The 11,509-nt window shown below is 68.0% G+C and carries 10 protein-coding genes; 7 read left to right on the top strand and 3 right to left on the bottom strand.

Features of this window, described 5'->3' with window-relative positions; genetic code table 11:
• Nucleotides 1–165 precede the first annotated feature (165 nt).
• The 3 genes from BKK80_RS16335 to BKK80_RS16325 all read left to right on the top strand — a co-directional run bounded on the left by BKK80_RS16335 (nucleotide 166) and on the right by BKK80_RS16325 (nucleotide 3,589).
• A complete protein-coding gene (locus tag BKK80_RS16335) occupies nucleotides 166–1,500 on the top strand; it encodes an NAD(P)/FAD-dependent oxidoreductase (protein ID WP_071014599.1) in 1,335 nt (444 codons plus the stop codon).
• A 196-nt stretch (nucleotides 1,501–1,696) separates the two neighbouring features.
• On the top strand, nucleotides 1,697–2,572 hold the full coding sequence (locus BKK80_RS16330) for a dienelactone hydrolase family protein (RefSeq protein WP_071070212.1): 876 nt from the start codon (nucleotides 1,697–1,699) through the stop codon (nucleotides 2,570–2,572).
• A 186-nt stretch (nucleotides 2,573–2,758) separates the two neighbouring features.
• Nucleotides 2,759–3,589 (top strand): ZIP family metal transporter, encoded by an 831-nt coding sequence (locus BKK80_RS16325; protein ID WP_156811376.1) that lies wholly within the window; start codon nucleotides 2,759–2,761, stop codon nucleotides 3,587–3,589.
• A 40-nt stretch (nucleotides 3,590–3,629) separates the two neighbouring features.
• Here the strand turns inward: BKK80_RS16325 and BKK80_RS16320 are convergent, their stop codons facing one another.
• From BKK80_RS16320 to BKK80_RS16310, 3 genes are all read right to left on the bottom strand, one after another.
• On the bottom strand, nucleotides 3,630–4,487 hold the full coding sequence (locus tag BKK80_RS16320; RefSeq protein ID WP_071014594.1) for a sulfurtransferase: 858 nt from the start codon (nucleotides 4,485–4,487) through the stop codon (nucleotides 3,630–3,632).
• 78 nt (nucleotides 4,488–4,565) lie between these two features.
• Nucleotides 4,566–5,486, bottom strand: a complete 921-nt coding sequence (locus BKK80_RS16315) for a DMT family transporter (protein WP_071014591.1) — start codon at nucleotides 5,484–5,486, stop codon at nucleotides 4,566–4,568.
• 217 nt (nucleotides 5,487–5,703) lie between these two features.
• Nucleotides 5,704–6,807: an aromatic ring-hydroxylating oxygenase subunit alpha gene (locus BKK80_RS16310; RefSeq protein ID WP_071014589.1), complete on the bottom strand. Its 1,104-nt coding sequence runs from the start codon at nucleotides 6,805–6,807 to the stop codon at nucleotides 5,704–5,706.
• A 401-nt stretch (nucleotides 6,808–7,208) separates the two neighbouring features.
• Between BKK80_RS16310 and BKK80_RS16305 the strand changes: the two genes are divergently transcribed.
• The 4 genes from BKK80_RS16305 (at nucleotide 7,209) to folE2 (ending at nucleotide 11,426) form a co-directional block, all read left to right on the top strand.
• Nucleotides 7,209–7,493 (top strand): exodeoxyribonuclease VII small subunit, encoded by a 285-nt coding sequence (locus BKK80_RS16305; protein WP_083384126.1) that lies wholly within the window; start codon nucleotides 7,209–7,211, stop codon nucleotides 7,491–7,493.
• Nucleotides 7,490–8,374, top strand: coding sequence for a polyprenyl synthetase family protein (locus BKK80_RS16300; protein WP_071014587.1), 885 nt, complete (start codon nucleotides 7,490–7,492; stop codon nucleotides 8,372–8,374). The genes BKK80_RS16305 and BKK80_RS16300 overlap by 4 nt, the downstream gene beginning before the upstream one ends.
• A 43-nt stretch (nucleotides 8,375–8,417) precedes the next feature.
• Nucleotides 8,418–10,334: a 1-deoxy-D-xylulose-5-phosphate synthase gene (dxs, locus tag BKK80_RS16295; RefSeq protein ID WP_071014584.1), complete on the top strand. Its 1,917-nt coding sequence runs from the start codon at nucleotides 8,418–8,420 to the stop codon at nucleotides 10,332–10,334.
• A gap of 276 nt (nucleotides 10,335–10,610) precedes the next feature.
• Complete coding sequence (folE2, locus tag BKK80_RS16290) at nucleotides 10,611–11,426, top strand: GTP cyclohydrolase FolE2 (protein ID WP_071038094.1); 816 nt, start codon at nucleotides 10,611–10,613, stop codon at nucleotides 11,424–11,426.
• The last annotated feature ends 83 nt before the right edge of the window (nucleotides 11,427–11,509 follow it).

Genomic DNA, 11,509 nt, shown 5'->3' with positions numbered 1-11,509 from the left:
GAGGATGGGGGGCGCCGCGGCGCCCCCGGAGCGCGCCTGCGCTGTACTGCAGTACAGTTTGAAGTGACCGCTGAATCGGGAATCGAGGGCTTGTGCCCGTTGCTGCCATGCCGCAAACTGGCGTGAACGTCCGCGCGACGGTCACGACAATCTTGGGTAGGCCACATGGGTACTGAGGGAAGCGGTAGCGCGCATCGCATCATCGTGGTGGGCGGCGGGGCCGGCGGACTGGAACTGGCGACCCGCCTGGGCGACAAGTTCGGCCGCCGCGGCGCGGTCGCGGTGGTGCTGGTCGACCGCTCGCCCACGCATATCTGGAAGCCGCTGCTGCACGAGGTCGCGGCCGGCAGCATGGACCCCAACACCCACCAGCTCGAGTACGCTGCGCAGGCGCTGTGGCACCACTTCGAGTTTCAGCTCGGCGAGATGGTGGGCGTGGACCGCGCGGCCAAGACCGTGTCGCTCGCCGCCTACGTGGATGCCGACGGCGAAGAAGTGCTGCCGGCGCGCACGCTGCCCTATGACACCCTGGTCCTGTCGATCGGCAGCGTGACCCATTTCTTCGGCGTGCCGGGCGCAGCCGAGCATGCCATCGCACTCGATACCGCCGAGCAGGCCGACCGTTTCCGGCGCCGCCTGGTGTCGGCCTGCGTGCGTGCGCAGAACGGCCTCGGCCGAGCCGATGCGGACGGCCGTCCGCGCGTGGACATCGCCATCATCGGCGCCGGTGCCACGGGCGTGGAGCTGTCCGCCGAGCTGCGCAACACGGCGCAGGTGCTCAATGCCTACGGCCTGCACCGGCTCGACCCGCGCCGCGACGTCCATATCCACCTGATCGAGGCCGGCCCGCGCATCCTGCCGGCATTGTCCGAGCGGGTCTCGACCGAGACCGCCAAGCTGCTGCGCAAGCTCGAGGTGGACATCTTCACCAGCGAGCGCGTGACCGAGATCGCGCCCGATGCCGTGCTGACCGCCAGCGGCAAGCACATCGATGCCGACCTGACGGTGTGGGCGGCGGGCATCAAGGCGCCGCCGGTGCTGGCCACGCTGGGCCTGCCGACCAGCCGGCTCGGCCAGATCGTGGTCAAGCCGACGCTGCAGAGCGAGGGCGACCCCGACATCTTCGCCTTCGGCGACTGCGCGAGCTGCCCCTGGCCGGAGAAGCAGGGCTCGGTGCCGCCGCGCGCGCAGGCGGCCCACCAGCAGGCGACCTTTCTCTACGGCGCGCTGCGCGCGCGGCTGGAGGGCAAGCCGCTACCGTCCTTTGCTTTCAAGGACCTGGGTTCGCTGGTCTCGCTCGGCCATTTCAGCGCGGTCGGCAGCTTGATGGGCGGCCTGATCGGCGGCTCCATGTTCATCGAGGGCGTGATGGCGCGGCTGATGTACACGTCCTTGTACCGCATGCACGTGATGGCGCTGCACGGCGCCCTGCGCATGGGGCTGGACACCATCACGCACTGGCTGCGCAGCAAGACCCGGCCGCGCGTCAAGCTGCATTGAGGCGGCGCGGCCCGCCGCCGCGCACCGTGGACTGCCATGCCGGGCAGTCCACGTGCGTCGGAGCATCCGAGTCCCTGGGCATGCGCGCGCATGCGGCGTGGGCTTGGCATAGAATCGAGCGCTGCCGGGCCGGCTTCGGCCGGCCCGTTCCTGATCTTCCGCCAGCCCCCGATCCCGCTATCCAGGAGATGCCCGCATGCTGAAACCCGAAGTGGAAAGCCTCGTCCCCGGCCAGGCCTTCAGCCGCCGTACCTTCGTCAAGACCGCGCTCGGCTCGGCCTTTGCCGCGGCGGCGCTGCCGGTCACGGCGCAGGCGATCAAGACCGATTTCAACGGACTGACCGCGGGCGAGGTGACCATTGCCTCGGCCGGCTTCGACATGCCGGCCTATCGCGCCCAGCCCGAAGGCGGCAGCAAGCTGCCGGTGGTGCTGGTCGTGAGCGAGATCTTCGGCGTGCACGAGTACATTGCCGACATCTGCCGCCGCTTCGCCAAGCTGGGCTACCTGGCGATCGCGCCGGAACTGTTCGCACGCCAGGGCGATCCGTCGAGCTTCGGCACCATCCAGGAACTGCAGGCCAAGCTGATCTCCAAGGTGCCCGATGCCCAGGTCATGGGCGACCTCGATGCGACCGTGGCCTGGGCCATGGTCCATGGCGGCGACCCGAAGCGGCTGGCCATCACCGGCTTCTGCTGGGGCGGCCGCATCAGCTGGCTCTACGCCGCACGCAACAAGCAGCTCAAGGCCGCGGTGGCCTGGTACGGCCAACTGGTGGGCGAGCCCAACCCGCTCAAGCCGCGCAATCCGGTCGACCTGGTCGACCAGCTCGACGTGCCGGTGCTGGGGCTGTATGGCGGCAAGGACACGGGTATCACCCAGCCGCAGGTGGAGAAGATGAAGGCGGAACTGGCCGCTTCGCCGAACCCCAATGCGCGTGCCTCGGTCTTCGTGGTCTATCCGGATGCCGGCCATGCCTTCCATGCCGACTACCGGCCCAGCTACCGCGAGGCCGATGCCACGGACGGCTGGAAGCGTTGCCTGGCCTGGTTCCAGCAGCACGGCGTGGCCTGACCGGGGCCGCTCGCGGCGAGCGCCTTCCGGCCGCCGTGCCCAGCGCAGGCCGCGCAAGGATTGCAAAGCCGGTGCCGAAGTCCGTACAATGCGGCTTTTCGCTCTTGCAACAGTGTTGCGTTTCTGCCCGGGCCGCCTCGCCGGTGCGGCGCAAGCGGGCAGGAGCGCCGTTTCCAGCCGGAGGCCATCATCGATTCCACCCTTGTCTACATTCTGCTGGCCGCCACCATTTCCGGGGTCGGCAGCATCTTCGGCGCGGCACTGTTGTCCCTGACGGTGGCGTCCCGGGTGGTGGAGCGCATGGTGAGCTTCTCGGTCGGGGTTCTGCTGGCCACGGCGCTGCTGCATTCCCTGCCCGAGGCCTTCGAATCCGGCGCCGACCCGCGTGCGCTGTTCGCCACGCTGCTGGCCGGGCTGCTGGGCTTCTTCCTGCTGGAGAAGATCTCGCTGCTGCGCCACTCGCACCATCACGAAGGCGACGGGCATCACCACCACCACGGGCATGATCGCGAGTCGGCCGGCCGCAGCGGCCTGGCCATCCTGGTGGGCGACGGCTTCCACAACTTCGCCGACGGCATCGTCATCGCGGCCGCCTTTCTTGCCAATCCGCACATCGGGCTGGTGACCGCGCTGGCCATCGCCGCCCACGAGATCCCGCAGGAGGTGGGCGACTTCATCGTGCTGCTGAACGCAGGCTTCTCGAAGACGCGTGCCTTCGCCTTCAACCTGCTGTCCAGCGTATCGGCGATCGCCGGCGGCCTGGTGGGCTATTTCCTGCTAGACCAGATGAGCGGCTGGATTCCCTATGTCCTGGTGATCGCCTCCAGCAGCTTCGTCTACATCGCGGTCAGCGACCTGATGCCGCAGATGCAGCGCAAGCCGCGCTGGCGTGAGTCGTTGCTGCAGATGGTGCTGGTCGCGGCCGGCATCGCGGCGATCTACTTCATCACCAACGGCATCCACCACGAGCACCGGCACGGCGCACGCGCGGCGCACGCCGCCGCGGCGCTGGACTGAGCGCGGCACCGGTGGCCGGCACCGCGTCCGTCCGCCTGGCTCAGTTGCCGGTCGCCACCGGGCGCGCCGGGTCGGCGCACCATTCACTCCAGGAGCCGGGGTAGAGCGCGGCATCGCGCAGCCCGGCCACTTCCAGCGCCAGCAGGTTGTGGCAGGCGGTCACGCCGGAGCCGCACTGCATCACCGACAACTCGGGCGGCGTGGCGCCCAGCACCGCGCCGAACTCCGCGTGCAGCGTGGCCGCGGGTTTGAAGCGCCCGTCCGATTGCAGGTTGTCTTTGAAAAAGCGGTTGGCGGCACCCGGGATGTGGCCGCCGACCGGATCGAGCGTCTCGTTCTCGCCGCGGAAGCGGTCCGGCGCGCGGGCGTCGACCACCAGCCAGCGCGGCGACTGCAAATTGGCCAGCAGCGCGGCAGCGTCGACCGCGCGCACCAGCGGCGGGCGGCGGCTGAAGCCGCCCTGGACCTCGGGTTCCGGCGTCGTGCCTGGCTCGACCGGCAGCGCATCCGCGATCCAGGCGTTGCTGCCGCCGTCGAGCACGGCCACCGCCTCATGGCCCAGCCAGCGCAGCAGCCACCAGGCGCGCGCGGCATACATGCCGCCCTGGGCATCGTAGGCGATCACCTGCGTGTCGTCGTCCACCCCCAGCGCGCGCAGGCGTGCCGCCAGGGCGTCCGGATCCGGTAGCGGGTGGCGGCCATTGCTGCCGGTCTTGGGCCCGGACAACTCATTGTCGAGATGCAGATAGTGCGCGCCCGGCAGGTGTGCGCGATGGTAGGCCTCGCGGCCAGCGGCCGGGTCGGCCAGGTCGAAGGTGCAGTCGAGCAGCACGCAGCGGGTGCTGGTGTCGGCTAGCAGCGCCTTGAGGTCCTTGCTGGAAATCAGGGTGGTCGGCATGGCGGAAACGGTGGGTTCGGGGCGGAAGCGTGGCGAAAGTTGCGTCAGGGGACCGTCGCCCGGTCCCCTGGCCCGATGCTACACCTCGGGATGGACTTCCGCTTCGGCGGATTCCACCGGCGTAGCCGGGGTCGCGGGCTGGTCGCTGGCGGCCCGCGCACGTGTCAGCGTGGTGGCGATGCCGCTGGCGATGATCAGGGCCATGCCCAGCCAGGACAGCGCATTGAGGCGGTCCGACCAGATCAGCATGCCCCAGATGCTGGAGAAGACGATGCCGGCGTACTGCAGGTTGGCCGTCAGCAGGGTGTTGCCGCGTTTGTAGGCGCGCGTCATGGCCGTCTGTCCCAGCGTCGCCAGCACGCCGATGCCGAGCAGCAGGCCGGCACCATGCCAGGTATGCGGGCTCGGGCCGGTCCACAGCATCCAGGCCAGGCCGACCACTGCGCCGACCAGCGAAAAGTAGAACACGATGCGGCCTTCCGGCTCGCCCAGCTGGCCCAGTTGCCGCACCTCGACATAGGCCAGCGCGGTGAACACGCCGGAGATCAGGCCGATCAGGCCGCCGGTCAGCTGTTCCTTGCCGACCGAAGGCTGCAGCAGGCAGAGCACCCCGGCGAAGGACATCAGGATGGCGCCGATCAGTTTGCGGTCGGCCCCGCGGGTGCCGGCCAGCGCGGCACCCGCGCCCAGGATCAGGGCGATCCAGACCGGCGACATGTAGTTCAGCGTCATCGCCGTGGCCAGCGGCAGCATGGTGATGGAGCTGAACCACAGCAGCAGCGAGGTTACGCCGAACAGGCTGCGCTTGATATGCACCGGCATGTGCGGGGTGCGCACCGAGACGCCGCCGGAGGCGAGCACGGCCCACATGATGAGCACGCCGATGATGCTGCGGTAGAAGACGATCTCGCCGGTGGTATAGAACTCGGATGCCAGCTTGACGCCCACCCCCATCAACGAGAACGAGAAGGCGGCGAACAGCATCCAGAGCGATTGCATGGCAAGATGGGAGGGCGGGGGGCGGGCAGCGCGCGGGCGGGGCATCGTCGGCTGGGCGTCCCGTACCGCGGCATGGTCTGCCGGCGCCAGGCAGCGCCAAGTGCAGCCTGCGCCGGATGCCGAATTGTAACAGCGCTGCCGCGCCGCAATGTAAAACGGACCGCACGGGCGGTCCGTCTTTCGTGCCGGAGGGGCGCGGTGGCGCTGGCGTCCGGCCTTATCCGGTGTAACGCATGGCGCCCCGGTACCACTCGTGGAAGTGCTGCATGCCGTCTTCCATCGGTGACTGGTACGGCCCGGTCTCGCTGGTGCCGCGCTTGTAGAGCGCCAGGCGTCCGGCGTCCATGCGTTCGGCGATCTCGTCGTCCTCGATGCAGGTTTCCATGTAGGCGGCGCGCTCGGCCTCGACGAATTCGCGTTCGAACAGGGCGATTTCCTCGGGGTAGTAGAACTCCACCACGTTGCGGGTCTTGCGCGGCCCCAGCGGATGCAGGGTCGAGACGACCAGTACGTGGGGATACCACTCCACCATGATGTTGGGGTAGTAGGTCAGCCAGATCGCGCCCTGCTTGGGCAGCACGCCGTTGTTGAAACGCAACACCGCGTCATGCCACTTGCGGTAGGTCGGGCTGCCCGGGCGCTTCAGGCCCGCGTGCAGGCCCACGGTCTGCACGCTGTACCACTCACCGAATTCCCAGGCCAGGTCGTCGCAGGAGACGAAGCTGCCGAGGCCCGGGTGGAAGGGCACGACGTGGTAGTCCTCCAGGTAGACCTCGATGAAGGTCTTCCAGTTGTAGTCGCAGTCGTGGATCTCGACATGGTCGAGCATGTAGCCGTCGAAGTTCAGGTCCTCCGACACGCCCAGGCGCGCCAGGTCGGCGCGCACGTCGCGCTTGCCCTCGAACAGCAATCCGTTCCAGTTCTGCAGGGGCGAGCGCTTCAGGTGCAGGCAGGGCTGCTGCTCGAAATGCGGTGCGCCGAGCAGTTCGCCCTTCAGGTCGTAGGTCCAGCGGTGCAGCGGGCAGACGATGTTCTGGGCATTGCCGCGGCCGTTCAGCATGATGGCCTGGCGGTGGCGGCAGACATTGGACATCAGTTCGATGCCTTCCCGGTTGCGTACCAGGATGCGCCCCTCGTCCTCGGCCTTGAGGGCGTAGTAGTCGCCCACTTCCGGCACCATCAGCGAATGGGCGACGTAGCCGGGGCCCTTGTCGAACAGCCGTTCCAGTTCTTGTTGATGCAACGCCTCATCGAAGTAGGCGTCGACGGGCAGCTGAGTGTCAGCTGGCGCCAGTTTCAGCGCGGTGCTGAGATTGGACATTATCCCCACTCCCAAATGACAGGTGAAAGCAGTGAACAACCCAACCATCGAAACAAAGATCGATATGGGAAAGAGACGGACAGAGGCGGTGGGCACGCGGGGGACGCCACCTGGGTGGCGAGCCGGAAGAGGTGGCGCTCGCTTTTTCTGCCGAGCCCGGGATTGTACCCGAGCCAAAAAGTTAAGGGTCTGATTTTTTTGCCTTTTTAGCGAAAAAGTCGACCCGGGTCGTCATGGGGGTGCCGTTGTCGGCGCATTCGGAAAGACGACCGGAGCGCACAAGTCACTTTCCTCTCGTGGGGGCTCAAAGCTGCCCTTTACCGGCGTTTCCGCCATCGCGGGAGTCGGACAAGTCCGCGCTTTGGCGTAAAATCCCGGCTTCCCCTGTTGCAAGGCCAGACATGCCAAGAGAAAAGACCGCCCCGGTCCAGCCCGACGACGCCCCGGCGCCAGCAGCGCCGCCCGCCTCCTACGAGGCGGCCATGGACGAGCTGGACGCACTGGTGGCGAGCATGGAGAGCGGTGCGCTGCCGCTGGAGGAGTCGCTGGCGGCCTACCGCCGCGGTGCCGAACTGGTGCGTTACTGCCAGCAGAAGCTGGAGCGCGTCGAGCAGCAGATCAAGGTGCTGGAAGGCGAAGTACTCAAACCGATGGCCGAGGCCGGCACGCAGGCGGACACAGAATGAACGATTTCCCCCAATGGATGCAGGCGCTCGGCGCCAGGGCCGAGCAGGCGCTCGAAGCGGCACTTCCTGCCGCAGATACAATTCCGCACACCTTGCATGAAGCCATGCGGTATGCTGTGCTCGGCGGTGGCAAGCGGGTCCGCCCGTTGCTCGTGCACGCAGCCGGCGAAGTGAGCGGGGCCAGCCCCGAGGCCTGCGATGCGGCCGCCTGCGCGGTGGAGATGATCCACGCCTATTCGCTGGTGCACGACGACATGCCCTGCATGGACGACGACGACCTGCGCCGCGGCCGGCCGACGGTGCACAAAGCCTACGACGAGGCGACCGCGCTGCTGGTCGGCGATGCCCTGCAGACACAGGCCTTCGTCGTGCTGGCCGGGACGCCCGCGCTGGAACCTGCGGCACGGCTGCGCCTGGTGGGCGAACTGGCGCACGCCTCGGGCTCGGTCGGCATGTGCGGCGGTCAGGCGATCGACCTGCAGCATGTCGGTCGCGGGATGACGCTGCCCGAGCTGGAAGGCATGCACCGCATGAAGACCGGGGCGCTGCTGCGCGCGAGCGTGCGCATGGGCGCCCTGTGCGGCCGCATCGACGCGGCCGGCCTGGAAGCGCTGGACCGCTATGCCGCGGCGATCGGCCTGGCCTTCCAGGTAGTGGATGACATCCTGGACGTGACCGCGGATACGGCCACGCTGGGCAAGACCGCGGGCAAGGACGCCGCCAACGACAAGCCGACCTATGTCTCGCTGATGGGCCTGGAGCCGGCGCGGGAACTGGCCGGCAAGCTGCGCGACAGCGCCCACGAGGCGCTGTCGGGCTTCGGCGCGCAAGGCGCGCGCCTGGCAGGGCTGGCCGACCTGATCGTGCTGCGCACCCATTGATATGACAAGCCGGACGCGAGAAGCTGGCGGCCGAACCGAAACCATGACCTACGCACTGCTCAAGACCATCGACGACCCCGCGGACCTGCGCAAGCTGGACCGGCGCCAGCTGCAGACCCTGGCGGAAGAACTGCGCGCCTATGTGCTGGAGTCGGTCTCGCAGACCGGCGGCCACCTCTCGTCCAACCTCGGTACGGTCGAGCTGACCATCGCGCTGCACTACGCCTTCCACACGCCCGAGGACCGCATCGTCTGGGACGTCGGCCACCAGAGCTATCCCCACAAGATCCTGACCGGCCGCCGCGACCGCATGAGCACGCTGCGCCAGTGGGGCGGCATCTCCGGCTTCCCGCGCCGTGACGAGAGCGCGTACGACACCTTCGGCACCGCGCACTCCTCGACGTCGATTTCCGCTGCGCTGGGCATGGCCCTCGGCGCGCGCACGCTCGGCGACAAGCGCGTCTCGATCGCCGTGATCGGCGATGGCGCGATGTCCGCCGGCATGGCCTTCGAGGCCATGAACAACGCCGGCGTCTACAAGGACCTGCCGCTGGTGGTGGTGCTGAACGACAACGACATGTCGATCTCGCCGCCGGTCGGCGCGCTGAACCGCCACCTGGCGCGACTGCTGAGCGGCCAGTTCTATGCCGCCACCAAGAAGGGCATCGAGCGCGTGCTGTCGGTGGCGCCGCCGGTGCTGGAGTTCGCCAAGCGCTTCGAAGAACATGCCAAGGGCATGGTGGGACCGGCCACGCTGTTCGAGGAATTCGGCTTCAACTACATCGGCCCGATCGACGGCCATGACCTGAACGCCCTGGTGCCGACGCTGCAGAACATCCGCCAGCGCGCCCTGGAAGGCTCGGGCCCGATCTTCCTGCACGTGGTGACCAAGAAGGGGCAGGGCTACAAGCTGGCCGAGGCCGACCCCATCCTGTACCACGGCCCGGGCAAGTTCGACCCGGCCGAAGGCATCCGTCCGTCGGGCAAGCCGGCACGCAAGACCTACACCCAGGTCTTCGGCGACTGGCTGTGCGACATGGCTGCCGCCGACAAGCGCCTGGTCGGCATCACTCCGGCCATGCGCGAGGGCTCGGGCATGGTCGAGTTCGAAAAGCGTTTCCCGGACCGCTACTACGACGTGGGTATCGCCGAGCAGCACGCGGTGACCTTTGCCGGCGGCCTGGCCTGCGAGGGCCTGAAGCCGGTGGTGGCGATCTATTCGACCTTCCTGCAGCGCGGCTACGACCAGCTGATCCACGACGTGGCGCTGCAGAACCTGCCGGTGGTGTTCGCGCTGGACCGCGCCGGCCTGGTCGGCGCCGACGGTGCCACGCACGCGGGGGCCTACGATATCGCCTTCCTGCGCTGCATCCCCAACATGATGGTCGCCACGCCCTGCGACGAGAACGAATGCCGCCAGCTGCTGACGACGGCCTTCCATTTCGACGGGCCGAGCGCGGTGCGTTATCCGCGCGGCTCCGGCCCGGGCGCGGCGATCGCGCCGGCGCTCGAGCCGCTGCCGCTCGGCAAGGGCGAGGTGCGCCGCGAAAGCGCGGCGCGCAAGGGCCAGCGCGTGGCTTTCCTGGCCTTCGGCTCGATGGTGCAGCCGGCGCTGGGCGCGGCCGAAGCGCTCGATGCCACGGTGGCCAACATGCGCTTCGTCAAGCCGCTGGACGTCGAGCTGGTCAAGACGCTGGCGCGCGAGCACGACTACCTCGTCACCGTCGAAGAGGGTTGCGTGATGGGCGGTGCCGGCAGCGCGGTGCTCGAGGCGCTGTCCGAGGCAGGCATCGATGTGCCGGTGCTGCAACTCGGCCTGCCCGACCGCTTCATCGACCATGGCGACCCCGCCTTCCTGCTGTCGCAGAGCGGACTGGATGCCAAGGGCATCGAGACGTCGGTGCGCCAGCGTTTCGGCCTCGGCCAGGCGCCCGTCGCCGTGGCGACGCGCGCGGCCTGACGCCGCGCGCTCCCGGGATGCGGGGCGGCCGGCGCCATGCGCCGGCCGGATAGGCGGAATCAATCACCCGCATAGCGCGTGCGGGATTGGACCCCTCGCCGGCAGCCATGCCGGTTTTCCCTTAGAATCCCTTCCGTTCCGTGTTCGCAGCTGCGGGTTGGTGTCGTCACCCCATCCCGTGGTTTCACACTCGTTGCGTGGCATGTTGACTGCGAAAGTGCCACGACCGTAAGAATCACAACAAGCCATGCTGCGTGGTTCTGGAGGAAACCGGTAATGAATGACATCAATCCCGCCTTCGCGATGCCCGACGTGCAGTCGAGCCGCGACACGCGCCAGATCCCGATTCAACGGGTCGGCGTCAAGGGCGTCCGCTATCCGCTGTCGCTGAACACGCCGTCCGGCGTGCAGGCCACCGTGGGTACCTTCAATCTCGACGTGCACCTGCCGGCCGACCAGAAGGGCACGCATATGTCGCGCTTCATGGCGCTGCTGGAAGAGGAGCGCGCTCCGATCGACCTGCTCGCTTTCCGCGGCCTGCTCGACAAGATGCTCGAGAAGCTCGAGGCCGATGCCGGCCGGATCGAGGTCACCTTCCCGTACTTCGTCAACAAGACCGCGCCGATCTCCGGCGTGCAGTCGCTGATGGACTACGAAGTCACGCTGCTGGGCGAGGTGCGCGATGGCCAGGCCAAGGTGTTCCTGACCGCCCTGGTGCCCGTGACCAGCCTGTGCCCCTGCTCGAAGAAGATCTCGCAGTACGGCGCGCACAACCAGCGCTCGCACATCACCATGAAGGTGGAGCTGGCGGAAGACCTGCCGGTCGAGGCGCTGGTGCGCATGGCCGAGGAAGAGGCCTCGTGCGAACTGTGGGGCCTGCTCAAGCGCCCCGACGAGAAGTTCGTCACCGAGCGTGCCTACGAGAATCCCAAGTTCGTCGAGGACCTGGTGCGCGATATCGCCATGCGCCTGAACGCCGATGACCGCATCGTCGCCTATGTGCTGGAGGCCGAGAATTTCGAGTCCATCCACAACCACAGCGCTTATGCCGTGATCGAGCGCGACAAGCGCGTCGAAGAGCCGGCGCTGTAAGTCCGGCGGGCATCGCGGCGGCGCCGCGGCCAGCCTCCAGGCCCGAAAAAAGCCACCCGAGGGTGGCTTTTTTCATGGGCTCG

The sequence above is a fragment of the Cupriavidus malaysiensis genome (assembly GCF_001854325.1).
Classification (GTDB): Bacteria; Pseudomonadota; Gammaproteobacteria; order Burkholderiales; family Burkholderiaceae; genus Cupriavidus; species Cupriavidus malaysiensis.
This window is presented reverse-complemented; position numbering and strand designations above follow the sequence as displayed.

Coding starts and splice junctions, on each gene's coding strand:
- BKK80_RS16335 (WP_071014599.1), top strand. CDS start 166: ATGGGTACTGAGGGAAGCGGTAGCGCGCATCGCATCATCGTGGTGGGC.
- dxs (WP_071014584.1), top strand. CDS start 8,418: ATGACCTACGCACTGCTCAAGACCATCGACGACCCCGCGGACCTGCGC.
- BKK80_RS16320 (WP_071014594.1), bottom strand. CDS start 4,487: ATGCCGACCACCCTGATTTCCAGCAAGGACCTCAAGGCGCTGCTAGCC.
- BKK80_RS16305 (WP_083384126.1), top strand. CDS start 7,209: ATGCCAAGAGAAAAGACCGCCCCGGTCCAGCCCGACGACGCCCCGGCG.
- BKK80_RS16310 (WP_071014589.1), bottom strand. CDS start 6,807: ATGTCCAATCTCAGCACCGCGCTGAAACTGGCGCCAGCTGACACTCAG.
- BKK80_RS16300 (WP_071014587.1), top strand. CDS start 7,490: ATGAACGATTTCCCCCAATGGATGCAGGCGCTCGGCGCCAGGGCCGAG.
- BKK80_RS16315 (WP_071014591.1), bottom strand. CDS start 5,486: ATGCAATCGCTCTGGATGCTGTTCGCCGCCTTCTCGTTCTCGTTGATG.
- BKK80_RS16330 (WP_071070212.1), top strand. CDS start 1,697: ATGCTGAAACCCGAAGTGGAAAGCCTCGTCCCCGGCCAGGCCTTCAGC.
- folE2 (WP_071038094.1), top strand. CDS start 10,611: ATGAATGACATCAATCCCGCCTTCGCGATGCCCGACGTGCAGTCGAGC.